Source organism: Neoroseomonas soli (assembly GCF_018129065.1).
GTDB lineage: Bacteria > Pseudomonadota > Alphaproteobacteria > Acetobacterales > Acetobacteraceae > Neoroseomonas > Neoroseomonas soli.
Genome location: NZ_JAAEDM010000001.1, coordinates 63,624 through 86,171, shown reverse-complemented (window position 1 = coordinate 86,171; position 22,548 = coordinate 63,624). Strand labels below are relative to the sequence as shown.

The 22,548-nt window shown below is 70.2% G+C and carries 20 protein-coding genes and 1 pseudogene; 7 read left to right on the top strand and 14 right to left on the bottom strand.

The window, feature by feature from the left end; translation table 11 throughout:
• Genes GXW76_RS00390 through GXW76_RS00370 form a run of 5 tightly spaced genes read right to left on the bottom strand, consistent with a single transcriptional unit; the run spans position 1 to position 4,892 of the window.
• Positions 1-399 carry a RidA family protein gene (locus tag GXW76_RS00390; protein ID WP_211859931.1) on the bottom strand — a complete coding sequence of 133 codons (399 nt, stop codon included), beginning with the start codon at positions 397-399 and terminating at the stop codon, positions 1-3.
• Positions 396-2,039 (bottom strand): acyl-CoA synthetase, encoded by a 1,644-nt coding sequence (locus tag GXW76_RS00385; RefSeq protein ID WP_211859930.1) that lies wholly within the window; start codon positions 2,037-2,039, stop codon positions 396-398. The genes GXW76_RS00390 and GXW76_RS00385 overlap by 4 nt, the downstream gene beginning before the upstream one ends.
• Positions 2,036-2,500 (bottom strand): MaoC family dehydratase, encoded by a 465-nt coding sequence (locus tag GXW76_RS00380; protein WP_211859929.1) that lies wholly within the window; start codon positions 2,498-2,500, stop codon positions 2,036-2,038. The genes GXW76_RS00385 and GXW76_RS00380 overlap by 4 nt, the downstream gene beginning before the upstream one ends.
• A gap of 5 nt (positions 2,501-2,505) precedes the next feature.
• Positions 2,506-3,714 (bottom strand): ABC transporter substrate-binding protein, encoded by a 1,209-nt coding sequence (locus GXW76_RS00375; protein ID WP_211859928.1) that lies wholly within the window; start codon positions 3,712-3,714, stop codon positions 2,506-2,508.
• Positions 3,711-4,892 (bottom strand): oxidoreductase, encoded by a 1,182-nt coding sequence (locus GXW76_RS00370; protein WP_211859927.1) that lies wholly within the window; start codon positions 4,890-4,892, stop codon positions 3,711-3,713. The genes GXW76_RS00375 and GXW76_RS00370 overlap by 4 nt, the downstream gene beginning before the upstream one ends.
• 117 nt (positions 4,893-5,009) lie before the next feature.
• On the opposite strand from GXW76_RS00370, the gene GXW76_RS00365 reads away from it, so the two are divergent.
• The 3 genes and pseudogenes from GXW76_RS00365 to GXW76_RS00355 form a co-directional block, all read left to right on the top strand.
• On the top strand, positions 5,010-7,016 hold the full coding sequence (locus tag GXW76_RS00365) for a hydantoinase/oxoprolinase family protein (RefSeq protein WP_211859925.1): 2,007 nt from the start codon (positions 5,010-5,012) through the stop codon (positions 7,014-7,016).
• 2 nt (positions 7,017-7,018) lie between these two features.
• Positions 7,019-8,608, top strand: a complete 1,590-nt coding sequence (locus GXW76_RS00360) for a hydantoinase B/oxoprolinase family protein (protein ID WP_211859923.1) — start codon at positions 7,019-7,021, stop codon at positions 8,606-8,608.
• A 691-nt stretch (positions 8,609-9,299) separates the two neighbouring features.
• Positions 9,300-9,569: pseudogene (locus tag GXW76_RS00355) on the top strand (integrase core domain-containing protein); the annotation flags it as partial.
• Between the two features lie 8 nt (positions 9,570-9,577).
• Here GXW76_RS00355 and GXW76_RS00350 read toward each other — a convergent pair.
• Positions 9,578-10,522 (bottom strand): aldo/keto reductase, encoded by a 945-nt coding sequence (locus tag GXW76_RS00350; protein WP_211859921.1) that lies wholly within the window; start codon positions 10,520-10,522, stop codon positions 9,578-9,580.
• Positions 10,523-10,688: 166 nt separating this feature from the next.
• Here GXW76_RS00350 and GXW76_RS00345 point away from each other — a divergent pair, with 166 nt between their 5' ends.
• From GXW76_RS00345 to GXW76_RS00335, 3 genes are all read left to right on the top strand, one after another.
• On the top strand, positions 10,689-11,663 hold the full coding sequence (locus GXW76_RS00345; protein ID WP_211859919.1) for a Bug family tripartite tricarboxylate transporter substrate binding protein: 975 nt from the start codon (positions 10,689-10,691) through the stop codon (positions 11,661-11,663).
• Positions 11,664-11,744: 81 nt separating this feature from the next.
• The gene (locus tag GXW76_RS00340) at positions 11,745-11,891 is read left to right on the top strand and encodes an SDR family oxidoreductase (RefSeq protein ID WP_246513796.1); all 147 of its coding nucleotides are present in this window, start codon (positions 11,745-11,747) and stop codon (positions 11,889-11,891) included.
• A 64-nt stretch (positions 11,892-11,955) separates the two neighbouring features.
• On the top strand, positions 11,956-14,265 hold the full coding sequence (locus GXW76_RS00335) for a molybdopterin guanine dinucleotide-containing S/N-oxide reductase (protein WP_211859917.1): 2,310 nt from the start codon (positions 11,956-11,958) through the stop codon (positions 14,263-14,265).
• Positions 14,266-14,310: 45 nt separating this feature from the next.
• Here the strand turns inward: GXW76_RS00335 and GXW76_RS00330 are convergent, their stop codons facing one another.
• From GXW76_RS00330 to GXW76_RS00320, 3 genes are read right to left on the bottom strand one after another with little or no spacing between them, the layout of a single operon-like run.
• A complete protein-coding gene (locus GXW76_RS00330) occupies positions 14,311-14,862 on the bottom strand; it encodes an FAD-dependent oxidoreductase (protein ID WP_211859916.1) in 552 nt (183 codons plus the stop codon).
• A 1-nt stretch (position 14,863) separates the two neighbouring features.
• Positions 14,864-16,051 (bottom strand): MFS transporter, encoded by a 1,188-nt coding sequence (locus GXW76_RS00325; protein ID WP_338150857.1) that lies wholly within the window; start codon positions 16,049-16,051, stop codon positions 14,864-14,866.
• 48 nt (positions 16,052-16,099) lie between these two features.
• Positions 16,100-17,419 carry a tetratricopeptide repeat protein gene (locus GXW76_RS00320; protein ID WP_211859914.1) on the bottom strand — a complete coding sequence of 440 codons (1,320 nt, stop codon included), beginning with the start codon at positions 17,417-17,419 and terminating at the stop codon, positions 16,100-16,102.
• A gap of 161 nt (positions 17,420-17,580) precedes the next feature.
• Between GXW76_RS00320 and GXW76_RS00315 the strand changes: the two genes are divergently transcribed.
• On the top strand, positions 17,581-18,357 hold the full coding sequence (locus tag GXW76_RS00315; RefSeq protein WP_211859913.1) for an AraC family transcriptional regulator: 777 nt from the start codon (positions 17,581-17,583) through the stop codon (positions 18,355-18,357).
• Positions 18,358-18,382: 25 nt separating this feature from the next.
• Here the strand turns inward: GXW76_RS00315 and GXW76_RS00310 are convergent, their stop codons facing one another.
• The 5 genes from GXW76_RS00310 to GXW76_RS00290 all read right to left on the bottom strand — a co-directional run bounded on the left by GXW76_RS00310 (position 18,383) and on the right by GXW76_RS00290 (position 22,544).
• Positions 18,383-18,961 (bottom strand): peroxidase-related enzyme, encoded by a 579-nt coding sequence (locus GXW76_RS00310; RefSeq protein ID WP_211859912.1) that lies wholly within the window; start codon positions 18,959-18,961, stop codon positions 18,383-18,385.
• Between the two features lie 39 nt (positions 18,962-19,000).
• Positions 19,001-19,993, bottom strand: a complete 993-nt coding sequence (gene acuI / locus GXW76_RS00305; RefSeq protein WP_211859911.1) for an acrylyl-CoA reductase (NADPH) — start codon at positions 19,991-19,993, stop codon at positions 19,001-19,003.
• A 25-nt stretch (positions 19,994-20,018) separates the two neighbouring features.
• A complete protein-coding gene (gene acuR, locus GXW76_RS00300; protein ID WP_211859909.1) occupies positions 20,019-20,669 on the bottom strand; it encodes an acrylate utilization transcriptional regulator AcuR in 651 nt (216 codons plus the stop codon).
• 220 nt (positions 20,670-20,889) lie between these two features.
• Positions 20,890-21,855: a 5-oxoprolinase subunit C family protein gene (locus GXW76_RS00295; protein ID WP_211859908.1), complete on the bottom strand. Its 966-nt coding sequence runs from the start codon at positions 21,853-21,855 to the stop codon at positions 20,890-20,892.
• On the bottom strand, positions 21,852-22,544 hold the full coding sequence (locus GXW76_RS00290) for a 5-oxoprolinase subunit B family protein (RefSeq protein ID WP_211859907.1): 693 nt from the start codon (positions 22,542-22,544) through the stop codon (positions 21,852-21,854). Before GXW76_RS00290 ends, GXW76_RS00295 begins: the two co-directional genes overlap by 4 nt.
• Between the last annotated feature and the right edge of the window lie 4 nt (positions 22,545-22,548).

The following is a 22,548-nucleotide window of genomic DNA, read 5'->3' as shown; positions in this document are numbered from 1 at the left end:
TCAGCCGCGGACGGCGTCGAGGACGGCGATGCCCTTGATCTCGATCAGCGCCTCCGGCCGGATCAGCCCCGCAACCTGCACACCGGTCGCGGCCGGAAAGGGATGGCGGAAGAACTCGCGACGCACGTCGGCCGTTTGCGAATAGCCTTCCAGGGTCAGGTAGTAGTCCGTGGTCTCGACGACGTTGTCGAAGGTGGCCCCCGCGGCCTTCAGGATCGGCTCCCACTTCCGGAAAATCTGACGCGTCTGCTCGGCGATGTCGCCGACGCCGACGATGTTGCGGTTCTCGTCGGTTGCCGTCGTGCCGCTGATGAAGAGCAGCATGCCCACGCGGATCGCGGGCGAGAAAGTAAGCTTGTCCGACCAGGGGCCGGGCATGATGGCTTCGTAGCGGTTCATGGCGTCCTGCTTCCTGTCTGGCTTGCGACTTCCTGTTGGCGCAGTACGAAGCGCTGGATCTTGCCCGTAGTGGTCTTGGGCAGGTCCGTGACGATCTCGATCTCGCGCGGGAAGGCATGGGCGCCGACCTCGCGCCGCGCCGCAGAGACCAGTTCCTCGCGTAGCGCCTGGCTGTCGGCGAAACCTGGCTTCAGCACCACGAAGGCCTTGACCAGCTGTCCGCGCGCGGCGTCTGGCTTGCCTATCACGGCGGCCTCCGCGACCGCGGAGTGGGTGAGCAACGCGCTCTCGACCTCGAACGGGCCGACGCGGTAGCCGGCAGACTTGATCACGTCGTCCATCCGGCCTTCGAACCAGTAGTAGCCATCAGCGTCCTCGTGCCCGATGTCGCCGGTGACGATCCAGCCTTGGCGCCGCAGCGCAGCCTCCGCTTCCGGGTTGTTCCAGTAGCCCAGCGCATAGATGCCGTCAGGCGGCGGCATTGTCGCAATCAGGCCGGGCGTCCCGCCTGGCTGCACCGCGCCGGCCTCGTCCACGATGGCGATGCGCTGACCGGGCAACGGCTTGCCCATGGAACCGGGCCGCACGGCGTCACGATCCACGAAGCGGTTGCCGATCGGCAGGCCGTGTTCCGACGAACCGAACTGATCGAGGGGCGTGACGCCCCAGACGCGGCGGAAGAAGGTGACGCATTCGGCGTTAAGCGGCTCGCCGCAACTCATGATGCTGCGCACGGCGATGTCCGGGCGGCGCACGCTGCCCTCGCCCAGTGCCATCAGCCCGCGCAGCAGGGTCGGCACCGTTCCGAGCACGGTGATGCGGTGGCGTGCCAGGAAGCCGAGCGTCGTCTCCGGCGTCGGGTTGGCTTCCCACATGTGCACCGCCTCGCCCGCCGCCAGCGCGACAGCGTAGCAGACGAGGCCGTAGCCCCAGCCGGGGTCCCCGGTGGGCCAGAACACGTCGCCGGAGCGAAGATCGCCCGCGTAGCAGATCGCGGGCCAGATCGCGGCCGGAAAATTGGTCGCGATGGCCACCGCCTTGGGCGGGCCGGTGGAGCCAGAGGTGAAGAGAAGCACTGCTGGATCGGTCCGCAGGCGGAGCACGGGTGGGACATCCGCCGACGCCGCGGCGAGTGCAGCGCGGTGGTCCACATCCCCCGCGGGGACGCCGGTGCCATCCGCGCGCGGCACCGTCACCACCGTGACGGGATATGGCCAGATCTGCGGCAAGCGGGCTCGCACATCGGCGTGGGTGACGACGACGCGCGCGCCGGCATCGCTGACGCGGCGCGCCGTCGCCTCGGCGCCGAAGCCCGAGAAGATCGGCAAGTGTATCGCGCCGATGCGGAAGGCGCCGAGCATAGCGACGATCGCTTCGGGCACACGCGGCAGGATGCAGGCGACGCGGTCGCCGGCCGTGATGCCGAGGCTGCGCAGCATGTCCGCGTGCCGCGCGGAGGCCTCGGAAAGTTCGGCGAAGGTGAAGGCGCGCTGCGTGCCGTCGCGACCCTCCCAGTGCAGCGCGACACGCGCGGATGTCGCGTGGCGGTCCACCAGCGTCTCGGCCAGGTTCACCGCCGGACGGCCGGTCCAACCCAGTTCCCCGACGATGCCGGCCCATATCGCCGCCGCCTCGCTCATGCCGACTTGCCCCTGGCGCGCAAGAGATAGAGGTGGCTGCCTTCGACTACGGTCTCGCCCGTCTGGTTGGTCAGCGTGACCTTGAAGCGGATCCTTCCCGTGTCCTTGGTGGGATCGCGCGAAACCTCGGCGACCTCGAAATGGCTGGTCAGCACGTCGTCGGCAAAGACGGGCTTCCTGTAGCGGAAGGTGACCTCCAGCATCGCGACCATGCTCTCCTCCAGCATCGTGGAGAGCTTCGTCGCGCCGAGCGCGCTGTAGCCGGCGACGAGCAGACCGTGCGCGAGCGGCCGGCCGAAGCGCGTCTTCGCGGCATAGTCGGCATCGTAGTGGATCGGGTGCGCATCGCCCGTGATGCGGGCGAAGTCGAGGAAGTCCTTGACCGCACAGGTCGAGCGCGCGCCGGGGAAGGCCTGCCCCGGCGCGAAGTCCTCGATGTAGAGCTGCCGCGCCTCGGTCATGGCGGTCAGGGTTGCGCCTGCAGCCGCTGCTCGATCAGCTTGCGCGTCAGGTCGGGCTGGAATTCCAGCACGCGGGCCTGCAGGTTGCCCTCGCGGCGGTTCGGGCCGAAGGTCGTGGGCAGGCCGACGCCGGTCTCGAAGTTCGAGATGCTCTCCATGGCGCGGATGAAGCCCTCGCGCGAGAGATCGCGACCGGCCTTCCGCAGCCCCTCGGCAAAGACCATCGCGCCATTGTAGCCCAGGCAGTCGCCGAGGTCCGGGCGGTTCTGCCGCGCGAGGTCCGGGAAGCGTGCGGTGAACTTCTGGACATAGGCCTGCATGCGCGGATCTGTCGGCCGTTCCGGGAGGTCGGCAAGCGTGATGACGTTCATCACCCCGACTGCGGCGGGCCCGACGGTCGCGGGATAGGTGCGGTTGGACGTCGCATTCGAGCCGATGATCTTCGCCGTCAGGCCGAGCTGCCGCGCCTGTCGCGTGATGGTCGCGGCGGGGGCGGGAAAACCGTAGATCACGATGACGTCCGGCTCGGCCTGCTTCATGCGCAGGAGCTGCGCAGTGAAGTCGGTGTCCGTCAGGTTGAAGACCTCGGTCGCGACGAGGGGCTTGCTGCGCGCGCGCATCTGCTCGGTCAGGCTCTGCCCGCCGCGGCGGCCGTATTCGTCGGTCTGCTGCGCCAGGGCGACCTTCTGGCCGTGCAGTACGTCCAGCGCGAAGTCCGCAAGCGCCTTGCCCTGCAGCCGATCATTCAGCGGCCCGGTGCGGAAGACGTTGTTCTTGTACGGTTCGGTCGCTGCGGGGCTCGAGAAGATCGAGATCAGCACCGGCACGGCCGAGGCCGCGCGCAGCGTCGGTTCCATCGCCTGGCCGATGGCGCTGGCCGATGGGCCGATCACGGCGAAGACACGTTCGTCGTCCACCAGGCGGCGGAAGCCGGCGATGGACCGTGCGGGCGTGCTCTCGTCGTCCACCGAAGCAATCTCAAGGCGCCGTCCGTGGATACCGCCGGCGGCGTTCACCTCGTCGAAGACTATCTGTACCCCGGAGAGGTTGCCCTGCCCGAACACGGCCTGCACGCCGGTGAGACTGCCGAGCACGCCGATCTTCAAGACGTTGTCGGTGACACCGGTGCGGTCTTGCGCCGCGGCCTCCCGCGTGCCGGCGGTGACGAGGGCGATGCCGGCGGCGCCGGCTGCGAGCTCGCGACGCGTGATCATGACCGTGGTCTCCCTTCGGCGTGGCGATGGACGAGGACATGGCGGCGGGCGAAATGCCCGCCATAGGCGTAGGGGAGTGGCCAGGGCAGCGGCGCGCCGAGCGCGTGCGACCAGTGCCTTGCCCACCAGGGGTCGTAGAGAGCGGCACGCCCGACGGCGACCATGTCGGCAGCGTCCTCCGCGACGATGCCCTCGGCGTGGGACGGTTCGGTGACGCCGCCGACCGCCATGGTGGCGACCGCCGCTTCCGCCCGGATCCGGCCCGCGAAGGGCACCTGCCACATGGCTCCCGCCGTCGGCCTGGACTGCGGATCGGTCTGGCCGGACGAGGCGACGATGAGGTCGCACCCGGCGTCGCGCAGCGCGATCGCAACCTGCACGGCGTCGTCGGGCGTGAAGCCGCCCTCGATCCAGTCGCTGCAGGAAAGGCGCGCCGTGACGGGCATCGCGTCCGGCACGGAAGCGCGCACCGCACGGAGGACCATCAAGGGGAAGCGAAGACGATTCGCCAGGCTGCCACCGAAGCCGTCGACACGACGGTTCGACAGCGGCGAGAGGAAGGAGGAGACGAGGTAGCCGTGTGCGAAGTGCAGCTCGATGAGATCGAAGCCGGCCAGCAAGGCGCGGCGTGCGGCCGCGGCGTGCTGCGCGGCGATCGCGGCGAGGTCCTCGGCGGTCGCCTCGCGCGGCACCTGGTTGGCCTCGGACCAGGGAATGGGCGACGGCGCGAGAATCGGCCAGTTGCCCTCGGCAAGCGGCTTCGAGAAGCCCTCCCACAAGGGCCGCGTGGAGCCCTTGCGGCCGGCATGGCCGATCTGCACGCCGATGCGCGCGGGCGTGTGCGCATGCACGGCATCCGTGATCCTACGCCACGCCGCGGTCTGTGCGTCGTTCCACAGCCCAGGGCAGCCTGGCGTGATTCGCGCCTCGGGCGAGACGCAGGTCATCTCGGCGACGACCAGCCCTGCCCCGCCCAGCGCATGCATGCCGAGATGCGTCGCGTGCCAGTCGCCCGGCATGCCGTCCGTGCACATGTACTGCGCCATCGGCGAGACAACGAGACGGTTGGCGAAGGCGACACCGCGCAGCGAAAAGGGCGAGAGGCAAAGCGGCAACGTGTCGCCGTTCCGCGATGCCGGCTGGACTACGCTTGCCGTGTTCCCGGCGACGGGAAGCATGCGCCAAACCCTCGTTGCCGCATCCATTCCAGAACCCGTCGGCGCGATCTGTAAAGGGGGGTGTTCGAAGCGAGCGTGCTGTTGCAGGCTTTCGCCCCAGCGAGAAGCGAGGGCTGCATGGCGGGCTGGCGCGTCGGCATCGACATCGGAGGCACCTTCACCGACATCGTCGCGGTGCATGACGGGAGCGAGACGCCGCGCAGCGCAAAGGTGCCATCCCGCGCCGCGGACCCGGTCGGCAGCATCACCGCCGCGCTCGGCGCGGTGGGGCTGCGGCCGGATGAGGTGCAGGAGCTCATCCACGGCACGACACGCGTGACCAATGCCATCGTGGAAGGGCGACTCGAGCCTGTGGCGCTCATCGCGACCGAGGGCTTCGAGGACATCATCGAGATCGGGCGGCAGAGCCGGCGCGACCTCTACCGCCTCGACGTGCCGCCGAAGCCGGCTCCGCTGGTGCCGCGCGAGCGGCGCATCGCCGCCGGCGGGCGGATGCTGCATGACGGGACGGAACTTGCACCGCTCGCGCCCGGGCAGGCGAAGGAGGCCGCGGAGCGCGCGGTGGCGAGCGGCGCGCGCAGCGTCGCGATCGCCCTGCTGCATGCCTATGCCAATCCGGCGCATGAAGAGGCAATTGCCGAGAGGTTGAAGGGACGCGTGCCCTATCTGTCGCTGTCTCACGTCATCAACCCGGAGGCGCGCGAATACGAGCGAACCATCGCGACGGTGCTGAACGCCGCGGTGATGCCGCTCGCCGCGGAATACCTGGCGAAGCTGCGCGCCACGCTGCCGGCGGAGACGCGCCTTTCGGTGATGCATTCGGCGGGCGGGATGGCCTCGCCGGAGGCGGCCTCGGAGCGTCCGCTCGTCATGGCGCTGTCCGGGCCGGCGGCCGGCGTGGCGGCCGCGGCTGCCGTGGCGCGCGACGTCGGGGAACAGGCCGTCCTCTCCTTCGACATGGGCGGGACGACGACGGATGTCGCGCTCATTCTCGACGGCCAGGCGGAGATCACGGCGGATGCGAAGCTTGCGGACCAGCCGCTGCGACAGCCGATGGTCGCGATCGAATCCATCGGCGCCGGCGGCGGGTCGATCGTGCGGCACGGGCCTGGCGGCCTCAGCATCGGCCCGCAGAGCGCGGGCGCCGAGCCCGGGCCGGCCTGCTACGGCCGCGGCGGCGCACAGCCGACGGTGTGCGATGCGAATGCGATCCTCGGCTACCTGAACCCGCGGCGGAAGCTGGGCGGCGAGATCACGCTGGACCGCGCGAAGGCGGAAGCCGTGTTCGCGCCGCTCGCGGCGACACTCGGCGTACCGGTGGTGGAACTCGCGCTCGGCGTGCTGCGCGTGGCCGATGCGACGATGGCCCGCGCGTTGAACAAGATCACGGTCGAGCGCGGCGTGGACGGGCGCGGGGCGACGCTGCTCGCCTTCGGCGGCATGGGACCGATGCATGCGGTGGGGCTGGCGCGGTCCTACGGCATGTCGCGGGTGCTGGTGCCGGCCTTCTCCTCCGCCTTCTCGGCGCTGGGCTGCGTGGCGGCGGAGACGAGCTACACCCGCCAGCGCACGCTGCGCCTGCCCGGGGATTCCTTCGACACCTTCCGCCTCGCCTCCGTGCGCCAGGCGCTTGCCGAGGAACTGCAGGCGCCGCTGCTCGAACAGGGCCACGCGCCCGAGGCGCTGGTCGTCGAGGAGACGGCGCTGATCCGCTACCGCGGGCAATCCTATGCCGTGGACGTCGCGATGACCGGCATCGGCACCGCGGAGGACCTCGCCGCCGCCTTCGAGGCCCGGCACGAGGCGTTGTTCGGCTTCGCCTCCGGCGAGGCGTGGGAGCTGCTCGGGCTGCGTGTGCGCGTCCGCGCGCCACGCAAGGCGCGCATCCCCGGCGCGCCGGCCAGCGCGGCGCCGGCACGGCCCTTCGCGACGGACCCCTGCTGGTTCGCGCCGGGCGAGCCGGTGCCGACGCCACGCTATGACCGCGCGGTGCTGTCGCTCGGCGACGTCATCCATGGCCCGGCGATCGTCGAGGACGACTGGTCCACCACCGTCATCCCGCCGGGATGGCAGGCGGCACCCGACGAACGAGGCAACATCCTTCTGACCGAGGAGGCCGCGTAAGCATGGTCGCGCCCGATCCCTTCCAGCTCGAAGTCCTCCGCCACGCGCTGACCGCGATCGCTGAGGAGATGTCCTTCGTCGTGATGCGCGCGGCGCGCTCGCCGCTGCTGCGCGAGGCGGGCGACCTGTCCTCGGCGCTGACGGACGCGCGCGGGCAGCTCGTCGCGCAGGGGCGCGACATCCCCGTGCATCTCGGCGTGATGTCGTTCACCGTCGGCGCCTTCCTGCAGCGCGTGCCCGCGGAACGGCTGCGGCCGGGCGACGTCTGGTTCACCAACCTGCCCGAGATGGGCGGCAACCACCTGCCGGACGTGAAGGCGATCCGGCCCATCTTCGCCGAAGGGCGGCTGGTCGCCTTCGCGGTCAGCCTGGCGCATTGGGCGGATATCGGCGGCGGCTGGCCCGGCTCGTATCTCGCCAGCGCGACGGAATCCTTCCAGGAGGGGCTGCGCATCCCGCCGCTGCGCGTGGTGACGGCGGACGGCGTGGACGAGGAGAAGCTCGCCGTCATCATGCACAATGTCCGCGGGCCGATGGAGCGCGAGGGCGACCTTCTCGCGCAGGTCGCCGCGACCCGCGCGGCCGACCAGCGCCTGCTGGCGCTCTGCGCGGCGCACGGCACGGCGACGATCGAGGCGGCGATGGACGCGCTGCATGACCGTTCCGAATCTGCGATGCGCGCGGCGATCGCCTCCCTGCCGCAGGGCGTGTTCGAGGGCGAGGATTTCCTCGACGATGACGGGCCGGGCGGCGCGCCGGCAGCCGTTCGCGTGCGCATCACCGTGGAGGGCGAGCGGGCGACCTTCGATTTTTCGGCGACCGACGACGCGCTGGCGGGCCCGCTGAACACGACACCCTATGTCACGGCGGCGGCGGTCTACTATGCCATGAAGGCCATCGCCGGGCCGGAGATCCAGCCGAATGGCGGCTGCTACCGGCCACTGATGATCACCACGCGCCCGGGATCCCTCCTCCAGCCGCCGCCCGAGAAGCCGCTGGTCGGCGGCAATCACGAAACGTCGCAGCGCGCGGTGGATGCCATCTTCCGCGCCTTTGAGAAGGCAATTCCCGAACGGCTCTCGGCCGGGGGCTCGACGACCGCGGGCCTTCTTATCTTCGGCGGCGCTGGGCGCGACGGGGCTTGGAAGACGCTCTACGAGCCGCATGGCGGCGGAGAAGGTGCACGCTTCAACCGTTCCGGCTCGGCGGCGACGCGCGTCCATCTGACGAACACCAACAACACGCCGGCCGAGGTTGTCGAGGCCGAGTTCCCGATACGCATCGGGTACCAGGCGCTGCGGCGCGGTTCGGGCGGCGCGGGACGGTTTCGCGGCGGCGACGGCATTGTCCGCGAATACATCCTGCTGGCGGAGGAAATGTCCCTGACGACGATGTTCGAACGCCGCGTCATTCCGCCCTATGGCATGGCGGGCGGAAAGCCGGGCGCGCCGTTCAAATGCCTCTTGAAACGACGGGATGAGAGCGAGGAGGAGTTGCGCGGCAAGGCGAACCTGACCGTGCGAAAGGGCGACCGTGTCATTCTTCACACCAGCGGAGGGGGTGGATACGGCGACGTGGCAGAGCGCGAGTAACTCCTCCACGCTGGTCGGCCACGGACGCGGCTGCCGCCAGGAAGAGGACCCAGACGTCCCATCCTCCGTCCGCCACCAATTCCTGCCCGGTGATCGTGAATGAGCGCCATATCAGCCCCCTTCCGAAGGCGCCCGCAATTCACTGATTGTGTTATCTAAATTGGTTATTTGATGGGGTCCCGACCGACGCCGATCCGGACCCCCTCCTGCGTTGCTTTCCTGCGCGTTATCAAAGCTGTCGCCCGAATTCCGGCATGGTCTTGGTTCGGCGCTTATTCACAGGCGAGGTACGTCGTCCCCGGGCCATCGCGCGCTGCAGGACTGTTGCCCCCACCCGTACATGTCGAAGTGGCCCGGAGAGAGACAGGACCGGCATTCGGCCGGCGGAAGCCGTGCGACTGGTGCCGCTCAGGTACGACTGGCGCATTGGTCTCGCATATCTGGCCGGAAAGACGCACCTGGCCATCGGGCTCGCCGCCGAGAAGTGGGAGGCCGCGGGCCTGGCCGTCGAGGCGGCCTGACAGCCCGGCATCGCGGCTGATCGCGTCCGTCGGCAATGTTATCTGGCGGCGGCCTCGCCGAAGAAGCGGTCGGCGGTCGTGCAGCGATCCGTGGCGAGTTCAGCGCTACAGCGCCATCGCGGGCGTTGCGCCTGGGCGAGACGAACCGAGCTCGACTTCGCGCCACGCGCATCGAGCACCGCTTCACCCGCATCAAGCATCCCTGGACCAACGGCCAGGTCGAGCGGATGAACCGCACCATCAAGGACGCCACCGTCAAACGCTTCCACTACGACAGCCACGACCAGTTCCGGCGACACCTCGATGACTTCGTCGCCGCCCACAATGTCGCCCGCCGCCTCAAGCGCCTGCGTGGCCTCACCCCCTACGAGTTCATCTGCAAGGCATGGGCAGATGAACCCGATCGGTTCATCCTGAATCCGCACCGGAAGATGCCGGGACTAGACACCTACCCCGCCTGGATCGCGGCAATCATCCCGAGTGCCTCCGGCGCGAGCGGCCCCTTGTTGATCGCCGCGACCGCGTGGTCGAGCTCCCTGACGCTCGACGTGCCGATCAGCACTGTCGGGATTTCTTGTGGCATCGCTGCGTAGCGCAGCGCGAGTTCCACCAGATCGACGGCGTGACCGGCCTCGATCACCGGCAGCAGCCGCCGCGCCGCGGCGACATCGTCGGAATAGGAGGCACCTGAGGCTATCGGTGCCACCGACGGCACCCCGAGCAGGCTTCGCGCCTCGCTCCCGCTCAGCGCGCCGCCGGCAAGGATGCGGATCGCCATCACGCCGACATCGATCGACGCCGCGTGCCGGATGCAGCCGCCAAGATCCGGCATGGCCGATCCCGCCGGCCGCGGCGCGATGCCGCTCGGGTTCAGGATGTTGTAGGGCATCTGCGCCGTCGAGAAGCCGCCCTGCTCCAGCACGCGGCGGATCTCGCCCGCATCACCAAGGCCGGTGATGCCGTAGTGGCGGAACTTTCCCTGGTCGCGCAGGCGCTGCAGCACCGGCACTGCCTCGTTCAGGATGGCATCGGCGGTGAAGCTCGGCGCCGCGCCGTCGCGCGTGATGGGTTCGTGCAGGTGCAGGATATCGACGCTGTCGCAGCCGAGCCGCGCGAGGCTCGCCTCCACGGACGCGACGATGGCGCTGCCGATATCCCCGCGCTGCTCGCCGCGAATGCGCACCTTGGTGCCGACCGTGACCTTCGCCCCCAGTGCCCTGAGCGCGCGACCGAGGTTTGTCTCCGACACGCCTTCGCCATAGGCGGCGGCGGTGTCGAAATAAGTGATGCCCTGGTCGATGGCGCGGCCGATGGCGCGGTCCTGTTCGGCCGCCGTGCCCTTGACCATGAGCCCGCCGATCGCGCCGCACCCGTAGCCCAGGATCGAGACCATGATCCCGGTCCGCCCCAGTCGCCGCTGTTCCATGGGTTCCCGCCCCCTCCGCCGGCCCCGATGCTGCGTCAGGCGCGCACGCGCGACAAGCGCGCGCCATTGCCGCGCGGCCCCCGCGATGCAAGGCTGCGGTGAACGGTCGCAGATGCCGGGGGGAGGACCATCCATGCTGTCGCGTCGCCTGCTGCTCGCCACGCCGGCGCTCACCGCGCTGCACCGGCCCGCCTACGCGGCCTATCCTGACCGCCCCATCCGCGTGGTCGTGCCCTTCGCCGCGGGCGGGAATACCGACATCCTCGCGCGCATCCTCACAACGTCGATGGCCGAGCGGCTCGGCCGGCCGATGGTCGTCGAGAACCGCACTGGCGCGGGCGGCAGCGTCGGCGCGGAGTTCGTCGCGAAGGCGACGCCGGATGGCTACACGCTGCTTTTCGGCGCCGGTGGGCCGCTCACAGCGAACCCGGTGCTGCAGGCCAACATCCCCTACGATGTCCAGCGCGACTTTCGCCCTATCGGCCTGGTCGGCATCCTACCGATGATCTGTCAGGTGAGCGCCAACACGCCGGCGCGCTCGCTCACGGATCTGCTGGCGCTGATGCGCGCGCGGCCGGGACAGGTGACGGTCGCGACGCCGGGCAGCGGCAGCGCCGCGCATCTCGCCCTGGAACTGGTCATGGCCGGGGCGAATGTGCGGGCTACGCACGTACCCTATCGCGGCGGCAGCGCCATGATCCCGGACCTGATCAACGGGACGGTCAATGCCGGCATGGTGGAACTGCCCTCCGCCCTGCCGCAGCATCGCGACGGCACGGCGCCGATCGTCGCCCTGGCCGTGACGGAACGCTCACCCCTCCTGCCCGGCGTGCAGACCTTCATCGAGGCCGGGCTGCCCGGCTTCACCGCAGGCAGCTATGGCGGGCTGCTCGCCACGGCCGGCGTGCCGGCGGAGGTGACGGCGGCGCTCAGCCGTGCCTTCCTCGCAACGCTGCAGGACGCCGCCGTACTCTCCCGCATCGCGGAGGTCGGTGCCGTGCCGAGCGCGCCCGCGCAGCGCACGCCGGACGGCTTCGCGGCCTTCCTCGGGCAGGAACTCGAGACCGCCCGCCGCGCGGCACAACTCGCCGGTCTGCGCCCGTCCTGACCCGACTCAGGCCGCCGTCTGTGAACAAGCAGATGAGCGGGACTCTTTCCGGCACTGGGGCACCGCTGGGAAATCACGGGCTTGTCCCGATCTCTAGGTGGGACCCTCCACCCGGTGGACGTGGCCGAGGCGATCGCCTTCCTCCTCTCGCCGCGTGCGGGCTGGGTCACGGGCGCGATCTGGGATGTCGACGGCGGTGCCATCGCCGGCCGGAACAAGTACAATTGAGATGGAGGCGCGCCGCGACGCTCGACCGGCGCGCATCCATCCAATCAGGTGCAGAGGCCATCGCATGAGCGCCGAGATCGCAGCGACCACTGAATTTCATCCGCACAGCTCGCACTGGGGTGTCTTCTCTGCCGCGCTTCGCGATGGCGAACTCCTGGTCCGCCCGCATCCGGGCGATCCGGACCCGAATGACATCATCCAGAACTTTCCCTCCGCGCTGCGGCATCCCGCGCGCATTGCCCAGCCGATGGTGCGCCGCGGCTGGCTCGAACGCGGCCCGGGTCCGGATCGCCGACGTGGCCGGGACGAGTTCGTCCCCATGCCTTGGGACGCCGTGCTGGACCTGTTGGGTGGGGAACTGCGCCGCATCCGGGACAGCCACGGGCCGGGCGCGGTCTTCGGCGGCTCCTACGGCTGGGCCAGCGCCGGGCGCTTCCACCACGCCCAGAGCCAGATCCACCGCTTCCTGAACAGCGCCTTCGGCGGCTACGTCGCCTCGGTCAACAGCTACAGCTCCGGCGCGGCCTCGGTGATCGTCCCGCACATCCTCGGCAACTACGAGGAGCTGACGAAGCACAACGTCACCTGGGAGCAGGTGGCGCAGCACAGCGAGATGGTCCTGGCCTTCGGCGGCATGGCGCTGAAGAACTCCATGGTCGCGGGCGGCGGCATCAGCGAGCATGTCGAGCGCGGCGCCATGCAGGCGGCGCGCGAGCGCGGCTGCGACTTCGTCCTCGTCAGCCCGCTGCGCGGCGACCTGCCGGAAGAAGTCGGCGCCGAGTGGATCGCCAACATCCCCGGCACCGACACCGCGCTGATGCTCGCGCTCGTGCACACGCTGGTCACCGAGGGGCTGCACGACCAGGCATTCCTCGACCGCTTCACCACCGGCTGGCCGGTCTTTGAGCGCTACCTGCTCGGCGAGGCCGATGGCCAGTCGAAGGACGCCAAGTGGGCGGCGCCCATCACCGGCGTCGCCGCGGAGGCGATCCGGACGCTTGCCCGCCGCCTGCACGGCCGCCGCGTGCTCGTGACCGTGGCGCACGCCCTGCAGCGGGCGGAGCATGGCGAGCAGCCCGTTTGGATGGGTGCCGTGCTGGCCGCGGCGCTCGGCCAGATCGGCCTGCCCGGCGGCGGCTATGGGTATGCGCTGGGCGCCATCGGCTACTATGGCCGCCGCGCCAATGCCGTGCCCGGCCCGACCCTGTCGCAGGGGCGCAACCGGCACGGCAACTACATCCCGGTCGCCCGCATCGCCGACATGCTGCTCAACCCCGGCACGCAATACCGCTACAACGGCCAGACCCGCACCTACCCCGACATCCGGCTGGTCTACTGGGCGGGCGGCAACCCCTTCCACCACCACCAGGACCTCAACCGGCTGCGCCAGGCCTTCGCGCGCGTCGACACGCTGGTCGTGCACGAACTGGCCTGGACCGCCACCGCACGCCACGCCGACATCGTCCTGCCTGCGACGATGACGCTGGAGCGGGAGGACATCGGCTACAGCTCGCATGATCCACTGATGGTGGCGATGCACCGCATCGCGGAGCCCTATGGCGAGGCGCGGGACGACTACGACATCTTCGCCGGCCTCAGCGGGCGTCTCGGCGTGGCGGAGGCCTTCACCGAAGGCCGCACGAGCCGCGAGTGGCTCCATCACCTCTATGCGCGCACGCAGCAGGGCCTGCGCGATCAGGGCCTGCCGGCGCCCGACTTCGAGGAATTCTGGGCCGCCGGAACGCTGCGCCTGCCGCAGGGACCGGACGATGGCGGCCCCTGGCGCGCCTTCCGCGAGGACCCGGAGGCCAATCCGCTGCCGACGCCGAGCGGGCGGATCGAGATCTTCTCCGAGACCATCGCCGGCTTCGGTGAGGCAAGCTGCCCCGGCCACCCGGCCTGGCTGCCGCCCGACGAGATCCCCGGCGCCGGCACGCCGCTGCACCTCGTCGCCAACCAGCCTGCGACACGGCTGCATAGCCAGCTCGACTTCGGCGACCACAGCATCGGATCGAAACGGCGCGGCCGGGAGGTCGCCTCCATGCATCCCGCGGACGCGGCGGCGCGTGGCATTGCCGATGGCGACGTGATCCGCCTGTTCAACGACCGTGGCGCCTGCCTCGCCGCGGTGCGACTGACCCCGGAGATCCGCCCCGGCGTCGTGCAGCTTGCCACCGGCGCCTGGTACGATCCGGAGGATCCCGAGGATGACCGTCCGCTCTGCGTGCACGGCAATCCGAACGTGCTGACGCGGGATGCCGGGACCTCGGCGCTCGCCCAGGGCTGCACAGGGCAGCTCACGGTGGTGGAGGTGGAGCGGTTCACCGGCAACCTGCCGCCGATCCGCGCCTTCGATCCGCCGCAGGCCCGTTGACGCAGGCCGGCTTGGCGGCGGGGCCGCGATGCCGGTGCCTTCGCATCAAAGGCGCGTCGCGGTCAGGCCAGCCTGACCTCGGCGATCTCCATGCCGGCCTCGGCGTCCTTCCTCAGCGCCATGCCGAAGCCCGGCGCGGTCGGAATGGCCATGGTCGCCGTCGAGGCCGATGTGCGTTACCCGTGCACCCAGCCGGATGCAGCCGTCCGGCAGGCCGGCGGCCAGGGCACGCACCGGCGCCCCCCCGTCCCGCCTGCGCGGTTCCTGTCGAAAGCCGCCATAGCGTTGCGGCGGACAGTTCGGCAGGCGCTCGACCAGCACGTCGCCCTCGTCGTGCTGCGGGAAGGCAGTGAGGCCGAGCTCCGCCACCGTCGCCGCCATGGCCGGGTGCATCCCGGGCCAGAACCAGGAGGGGCCGAGGTCGAACCCGTCCTCGGCGGGCCGCCCGGCGGCATCGGCCGAGAGGATGCGGCCGCCCAGGCGGTCGCGCGCCTCGAACAGGCGGAAGCCGACGCCCGCGGCCTCCAGCAACCGTTCGGCATGAAGCCCGGCGAGGCCACCGCCGATGATGGCAATTGGCAGGATGGTCGCGGCCATCTCAGGCCGCCGCCCCGGCACGGCGCGCGGCGCTGGTCATCGCCAGCGCAGCGACGGCGAGGCCCAGCGGCGCGAAGGACACCCACAGCACCGTGTCCCAGCCATAGACTGTCAGGAGGCCGCCCGAGGCGAAGGAGCCCAGCGCCATCGTCCCGAAGACGATGAAGTCGTTGAGCGACTGTACCCGCGTCCGCTCCTCCGGCCGGTGGCATTCCAGCACGAGCGCCGAGGCGCCCACGAAGCCGAAATTCCAGCCGAGCCCGAGCAGGATCAGGCTCCCCCAGAAGTGCCCGACATCCTGGCCGAACAGTCCCGTCACAGCGGAGGCAGCGATCAGCGCCAGCCCGGCGGTGACCACGCGCGGCGCACCGAAGCGGGTGATCAGCCGCCCGGTGAAGAAGCTCGGCGCATACATGGCGATGACGTGCCATTGCAGGCCGAGATTGGCCGATTCTTGCGACAGCCCGCAGAGCCGCATGGCGAGCGGCGCCGCCGTCATCAGGAAGTTCATCAGCAGGTAGGAGACGACCCCGCAGATCACCGCCGTGATGAAGCGCGGCTGGCGCGCGATGACGGAAAGCGGTCGGCCGGCCGCCATCTCGGCGGCGCTCGGCATGGGCAGGCGAACGCCGAGCAGCACCAGGGCGCACAGCGCCGCCACCCCGGCCTGCGCCAGGAAGGTCGCGGCGAAGAGATGCGGCATCCACAGATACATCGTGTGGGTGACGAGCTGAGGCCCGATCACCCCGGCGAAGACGCCGCCCGCCATGACCAGCGACAGCGCACGCGGGCGTCGCGCTGCCGGCACGCCATCCGCCGCCGCGAAGCGGAACGACAGCACCACCGCCGCATAGGCGCCGCCGAAGAAGGTGCCGAGGCAGAACAGCCAGAATGACCCCAACAGCACCGCGAGCGCCGAGATCAGCCCGACGAGCACGCCGCAGCCGGTCCCGGCGAGGAAGGCGGCGCGGCGGCCGTGACGCCGCGCGATCGCCCCGGCCGGCAGGGTGCAGGCCGCCATGCCGACCACGAAGATGGAGATGGGCAGCGTCGCCAGCGCCTTGTCGGGCGCGAGCATGTTCCCGACGATCGCGCCCGTCGCGTAGACGACGGTGGAGTTCGCGCCGGCGAGCGCCTGCCCGATCGCGAGGCGGGCAACGTTGCCGGCTTCGTGGCGGCGCTCGCTCACGGGCAGGAGTCCGGCCGTTGCTCCGGCGTGTGACATGGTCGGTGCGCCTCAGGCTGCGAGTTGGGCGCGCCAGGCCGCGTCGCGCGGCGAGGGGCGGCGGTGCAGGCGGCGGTCGAGCAGGTCACGGGCCTTGCCGGCCTGTCCGCTGCGCATCAGGGCGACGAGCAACGTGTCCTGCACGATCTCGCGCTGCGCGCCGCTGCCGCCGATGCGCACGGCCTCGGCCGCGAGCGGTTCGAGCAGGCGGACGCAGCCGGCGAAATCCGCCTCGGCGAAGGCGAGGGCGGCGCGGCAGATGGCCGGCACCACCGGCCCGGCGGCGAGGGTGCCTGCCTCGACCAGGGCGGTCAGCGCGGCGGCGCGGCGCTCCACCGCCGCCGCGTCGCCGGTCGCGGCGTCGAGCATGGCCATGTGGATATCGGCGAAAGGGAAGCCGGCCTTGGTGTAGAGCGGCGCCGCATAGGCGGCCGCCGCCTCCCACAGCCCCGCCGGCACCTCGCGCCCGTATGCGCGCATCCGCCACAGGAAGGAGACGGTATCGGTCACCACGTTGAGCGGCAGCCCGGCCGAGACGGAAGGCTGCACATGCGCCTCGTAGACGGCCAGCGCCCTCGCCGTGTCGCCCTGTTCCAGCGCGGCGAGGGAGGCATGCCAGGCGATGTGGCCGTGGAGCGTGCCACGGCGGTCGTATTCCGGCAGCCAGCCCGATATGAGGCGGTCGGCATCCTCGCCGGACCCATCCTCGAACATGGCGTGCGACAGCGCGTGGACGGCGTTCGCGTTGGTCCGGCGCAACTCGTGCGACCGCTGCGTCAGGTCGCGCCCATGGGCGACGGCGCCGTTCTCGGCATGCGACCAGCCGCGATAATTCAGGAACCACCAGTCCTCGGCATCGAAATGCCGCGCGTGGCGCTCGCAGAGATCGACCCGTGCCTGGTCGTGATCCGCCATCCCGGAAAAGGCAAAGAGCCCGAAGGCGCCGAGCGGCAGGCCGAGGATCACCGCGTCGCGTGGCCAGGCATCCGCATGGGCGACCGCCCGTTGCAGGGCCTGCGTCGATTGGCCGTGGATGGTGAGGGAAAGGATGTCGACATGGCTGCGCTCGCGCTCGGTGCCGTGCCGGGCGACGATCTCCGCGGCCGTCGCGATGCGCGCGTGGGCGGCCGGCATCTCGACCCGGATGGCATGCAGGCGTGCCCGCGCCGCATGCGCGAGGGCGAAGTCCGGATCGGCCGCGATGGCCGCGTCGAACGCCACATCCGCGCCCGGCCAGGCGGACAGCAGCAGGTCCACCCCTTCCCGGTAGCGTTCGGCCGCGAGGTCCGATGTCGCCGAAAGCGGCAGGCCGCGGCTGTCCAGGCGGACCATGGCGGAACCCTCGTCGTGGGAATGAGGGATTCGTTTAGAGGATCACCGCTTGGCTGTCTTTCGACGGGTTGCCAGTTTGTGTAGAATAAACGACAAATTGGAGCACACCCATGCGCTGGGGGACCATTGCCGCGCCGCCTGGGATCTTGCCGCCCCGTCCCATGACGGTCCGCGCGCAGTCCATCCCGCCTCGGCACTATTTTCCCGAACACGCCCATGCCTGGCACCAGGTCGTCTATGCGATCTCGGGCGTGCTGACGGTGGCAGTGGAGGGGCAGTCCTTCGTCATCTCGCCCGAGCAGGCCGTCTGGCTGCCGACAGGGTTGCGGCACCGCGTCGGATCGCTGCTCGGTGCGGAGTTCCGCAGCCTGTGGATCGCCGACGAAGCGGGTGAGGGCCTGCCGGCAAGTCCGACCGTTTTCGGTGTCCCGCCCCTGCTGCAGGCGCTGATCATCGAGGCCGCGGAGATCGAGGGGCAGGACGACGGCGATGGCTATGCGGGGCGTGTCACGACGCTCATCCTGGACCAGTTGCGGCGCGCGCGCCCCTTGCCGGGTGCCCTGCCCTGGCCGCGCGACGGATCCCTGGTGGAACTGTGCCAGACGCTCTACGCCGACCCTGCCGATCCGCGGGGACCGGAGGAATGGGGCCGCGACCTCGGCATGTCAGGCCGCACCTTGGCACGGCGCTTCGAGGCCGAGCTGGGCATGAGCCTCAGGTCCTGGCGGCGGCGCCTGCGGATGTTCAAGGCGATCGAGCTGCTGGGCGGTGGGCTCAGCGTGACGCAGACGGCAATGGAACTCGGCTACGGATCGACCTCGGCCTTCGTCTACGCCTTCCGCACCGATATGGGGCGCAGTCCGCAGGGCTACATGCGTGGGCGGTCTGCAGACCCGGATGCGCGGGCGTCGCCGACGTTCCATCGTCGCTCGTCGTGACCGCCCGCGCCATGCGTCGCGCGGGCTACCGCCCCATGGAGTAGAATTCCTCGTTCGGCCGCATGCTGGTGATGTTGGCCAGTCGGTTCGACATGCCGAAGAAGGCCGCAATGGCGGCGATGTCCCAGACATCCTCGGGATTGAAGCCATGCCGCGCCATGGTGTCGTGGTCGTCGTCGTTCACGGCATAGGCCTCGAACGCGACCTTCATCGCGAAGTCCAGCATGGCCTTCTGCCGCGGCGTGACGTCGGCCTTGCGGTAGTTGATGGCGACCTGGTCGGCGATCAGCGGGTTCTTCGCCCGGATGCGCAGGATGGCGCCATGCGCCACCACGCAATACTGGCACTGGTTCGCGTTGCTGGTCGTCACCACGATCATCTCGCGCTCGGCCTTGGTGAGCGCACCGGGCTTGTCCATCAGGGCATCGTGATAGGCCATGAAGGCGCGGAATTCCTCGGGCCGGTGCGCCAGGACAAGAAAGACATTGGGGATGAACCCGGACTTCTCCTGCACCGCGAGCAGGCGCTCGCGGATATCGTCGGGCATCTCCGCCAGGGTGGGGACGGGAAAGCGGCTGATCGGGGGCTCGGTCTGCGCGGACATCAGGTCACCTGGGATGAGGATCGAGGGTCGGGCGGGCGTTCAGGCGGCGTCCGGGCCGACCGGGACGATGATGCGGCCGCGGATCTGCCCGGCGACCAGCCGTTCGGCGGCAGGGATGACATCCGCCATCGCGACCTCCGTGGTGAGCCCCTCCAGCGTCGCGGGATCGAGGTCACGGGCTAGACGGCGCCAGGCTTCGAGGCGTTCAGGCCGCGGACACATCACGCTGTCCACGCCCGCCAGCGTCACGCCGCGGAGAATGAAGGGCGCGACCGTCGTGGGCAGCGTCATCCCGCCGGCCAGCCCGCAGGCGGCGACCGTGCCGCGATACTTCATCGCCGCGCAGACATTCGCGAGGACATGGCCGCCGACCACATCCACGGCACCGGCCCAGCGCTCCCTCGCGAGCGGCTTGCCGGGCTGCGTGTACGTCGCGCGGTCGATGATCTCCCTGGCCCCGAGCGCGGTGAGATAGCCGGTTTCCTCCGGGCGCCCGGTCATCGCCACCACCTGGTAGCCCAGCTTCGCCAGCACGGCGACCGCGACGCTGCCGACGCCGCCGGCCGCGCCCGTCACCAGGATCTCGCCCTGATCGGGCGTGACGCCATGCCGTTCCAGCGCCATGACGCACAGCATGGCGGTGTACCCGGCGGTGCCGATCCCCATCGCCTGGCGCAGGGTGAAGGGCGGTTGCAGCGGGACGAGCCAGTCGCCCTTGACCCGTGCCTTCCCGGCCAGCCCGCCCCAATGGGCTTCGCCGACGCCCCAGCCGTTCAGCACGACCTTGTCGCCGGGCCTGTACGCGGGGTCGCTCGACTGCTCCACGACGCCGGCGAAGTCGATCCCCGGGACCATGGGGAAGCTACGCACGACGGGCGCCTTGCCGGTGATGGCGAGCGCGTCCTTGTAGTTGAGCGTCGACCACGCGACGCGAACGGTCACGTCGCCCGGCGGCAGGCGATCCTCCCCCACCGTCGCCAGGACGGCGCGCGAGCCGTCTTCGGTCTTCTCGATCAGAATGGCGTCGAACATCCGGTGCTCCTGACGGTGTGGGGGTTCAGGGGAGGCGCGGGCGCAGGGCCGCGAAGAAGCCGCGCGCGAAGACATCGAGGGCCTCGGGGCTGCGCTCCAGCTTCGCGCGCAGCACCGCGCCTTCCCAACCGATCCAGAAGAAGGCGGCGAGCGTGGCGCAGTCCTCGTCGGGCGCGATCTCGCCGGCATCTTTCGCCGCTTCGAGGCAGCGCGCGGTCCGCGCTTGCCAGTCGAGGAAGACGCCGTGCAGCCGCGCGCGGAAAAGCTCCGGCAGCACGCCCATCTCCTGGCCGAGATTGCCGACCAGGCAACCGCGGCGGAAACCAAAGCGCGCCATGCCGGCCTTGGCGTCTTCCACGAAGTCGCCCAGCCGTTGCAGCGGGGGCCGCGTCTCGTCGGCCAACCAGCGATCGAGCTTCGCGGCGAAGTATTCGGCATAGGCGTCGATCAGCGCGAGGCCGAACTCATCCTTGCTCGTGAAGTAGTAGTAGAAGGACCCTTTCGGCACGCCGACGGAACCGAGGATCTCGTCGAGACCCACCGCGGCAAATCCCTTCTCCGTCAGGATCGCGACGCCGGCCTGGACGAGCCGCTGCTTCGTATCGGCATGCGCCCGGCCGTCCTTTGGCGGGCGGCCGCGGCGCCGCGGGCCATGGGCGGAGGGGGTTGCGTCCATGGCGAAGAATATAGACCGTTCGTCTTGATAAATTCAAGCCGCGGCCGTCGAGCCCCGGGACACGGCGCCCGCAGCGCCTCTCGGCAAGCAACAGCGAAGGCGCGACCGGGCAGGTGCCGGCGGCCCTGCCCCGGAGGCCAGCCCGCCATGTGGCGGACCACGTCGAGCAGACATTCGCACCGGCCACGAGGTCCGCCGCCTCCGTGGCCGAACAACGGCATCAATGAACCGCTGATCGTTGCTCCCGAACTCCAAGCGCCTGCAGATACTGCCGTAAGGCCCCAGCACGCGTGCGGGCCGACGACGCGGCTTGGCTTGCGGTGACTGCCCTGAACGTCACACGGTCGCGACTTCGCAACTGGGCAAATCCATCCTGATCCGCCGAGGCCAGTACCGCGATCTTCGGGTAACCGCCCGTCGTCTGGTGGTCGGCCATCAGGACGATGGGATCGCCATGGCCAGGCACCTGCACCGATCCGCGCGGCAACGCCTCGGACGGCATATCAAGCGTCCCGACGATCGGCAGTTTCGGTCCCTGCAACCTGACACCCATGCGGTCGTATTCGTTGCTGAGGGTGAAAGTCTCGCTCAGCAGGCGCCGTATCGTCTCCGGCGCGAAGAAGCGGTCCTGCGGGCCGAGCACCACGCGCACCTCCTGCCGTGGTCGCGACGTCACGGGCAAGACCAGATCGCGTTCTCTGCCGGGGCGCCGCTCGGCATCACGGATCTCCAAATGCTGGCCTGCCTGCAAGCGAAGGCCGCCGAAATCCGACAGCACGTTGGTCGCGCGGCTGCCGAGCCAGGCTGGTGCAACGATGTCGCCGGCGAATGCCAGGTACGTCCAACTTCCCCAATAGCCCGGCCGTACCGTCAGCACGGATCCCTCACGGATGCTGAACACGCCCCAGGCGCCGACTGGCCGGCCATCCACGGCGCAATGGAAGCCGCCGCCGGCGCTCGCGACGGTCACCTCGCCTTCAATGCACCGGAGCGCGACGCCGCCGATCGTTGTCTCGATCGCCGCTGCATTCAAGGGATTGCCAAGGGCGGCCTGGGCGATGGCGAAGGCCTGGCGATCCATCGGCCCGGCCTCGGTCACGCCATAGCGCAGGTAGCCGAAGCGGCCGCGGTCCTGCACCGTGGTCAGCGGGCCGGCGTGCTCGACCAGGAAGACCGCACGGGTCACGGCACACTCCCGAACGCATCGAATTCGTCGCGCCGGATGCGCCGGAAGCGGATCCGGTCGCCTACCTCGAACAGGAACTGGCGTTCGCGATCCACATCGACGATCCGCGCCGGTGATCGGCCGATCACCCACCAGCCGGTCGGTGCCGTCACCGTCGTGACGAGGCACATCGGCCCTGCGATCGCGAGGCTGCCGGGAGGCCTGGCGCGCACCGGGTTCGGCTTGCGCGGCACGCGGATCGCCTCCGGCACGCCGCCGAGATAGCCATAGCCCGGCGCGAAGCCGAACATGAAGACGCGGTATTCGCCCGAGAGGTGCGCGGCGATCACCGCCTCCTCGCTCATGCCGCAACGCTGCGCCACATCGGCCAGGTCGGGCGCGAAGGGCTGTTCGTAGCAGACGGGAAGTTCGTGGAGCGCGGCGGCGGCCAGCGGCGGATGGGGCTCGGCCAGCAGCGCCTCGACATGCGCGCGCACTGCGCTGGGCGTGACCTCCAGGGGATCGTACCCGACCAGCACCGCGGCATAGGACGGGGTGCTCTCGGTGAAGCCGTGGAAGGGGCGAGCCCGCAGCGCCGCATCGAAGGCAAGGACGCGTTCGCTGACGGCGACGTCGACCGAGTCCCCGAACTCGACGAGCAGTCCCTGGTCGCCTGCCGCACGCAGGCGCGGGAACGGGCCTGCCGGCACGGTA

Bases quoted from the DNA above. Each gene is read 5' to 3' on its own strand.
- GXW76_RS00315 (WP_211859913.1), top strand. From the start codon at position 17,581: ATGACGGTCCGCGCGCAGTCCATCCCGCCTCGGCACTATTTTCCCGAA.
- GXW76_RS00345 (WP_211859919.1), top strand. From the start codon at position 10,689: ATGCTGTCGCGTCGCCTGCTGCTCGCCACGCCGGCGCTCACCGCGCTG.
- GXW76_RS00350 (WP_211859921.1), bottom strand. From the start codon at position 10,522: ATGGTCTCGATCCTGGGCTACGGGTGCGGCGCGATCGGCGGGCTCATG.
- GXW76_RS00310 (WP_211859912.1), bottom strand. From the start codon at position 18,961: ATGTCCGCGCAGACCGAGCCCCCGATCAGCCGCTTTCCCGTCCCCACC.
- acuI (WP_211859911.1), bottom strand. From the start codon at position 19,993: ATGTTCGACGCCATTCTGATCGAGAAGACCGAAGACGGCTCGCGCGCC.
- GXW76_RS00335 (WP_211859917.1), top strand. From the start codon at position 11,956: ATGAGCGCCGAGATCGCAGCGACCACTGAATTTCATCCGCACAGCTCG.
- acuR (WP_211859909.1), bottom strand. From the start codon at position 20,669: ATGGACGCAACCCCCTCCGCCCATGGCCCGCGGCGCCGCGGCCGCCCG.
- GXW76_RS00370 (WP_211859927.1), bottom strand. From the start codon at position 4,892: ATGCTTCCCGTCGCCGGGAACACGGCAAGCGTAGTCCAGCCGGCATCG.
- GXW76_RS00375 (WP_211859928.1), bottom strand. From the start codon at position 3,714: ATGATCACGCGTCGCGAGCTCGCAGCCGGCGCCGCCGGCATCGCCCTC.
- GXW76_RS00320 (WP_211859914.1), bottom strand. From the start codon at position 17,419: ATGGTCCGCCTGGACAGCCGCGGCCTGCCGCTTTCGGCGACATCGGAC.
- GXW76_RS00365 (WP_211859925.1), top strand. From the start codon at position 5,010: ATGGCGGGCTGGCGCGTCGGCATCGACATCGGAGGCACCTTCACCGAC.
- GXW76_RS00380 (WP_211859929.1), bottom strand. From the start codon at position 2,500: ATGACCGAGGCGCGGCAGCTCTACATCGAGGACTTCGCGCCGGGGCAG.
- GXW76_RS00385 (WP_211859930.1), bottom strand. From the start codon at position 2,039: ATGAGCGAGGCGGCGGCGATATGGGCCGGCATCGTCGGGGAACTGGGT.
- GXW76_RS00330 (WP_211859916.1), bottom strand. From the start codon at position 14,862: ATGGCCGCGACCATCCTGCCAATTGCCATCATCGGCGGTGGCCTCGCC.
- GXW76_RS00360 (WP_211859923.1), top strand. From the start codon at position 7,019: ATGGTCGCGCCCGATCCCTTCCAGCTCGAAGTCCTCCGCCACGCGCTG.
- GXW76_RS00390 (WP_211859931.1), bottom strand. From the start codon at position 399: ATGAACCGCTACGAAGCCATCATGCCCGGCCCCTGGTCGGACAAGCTT.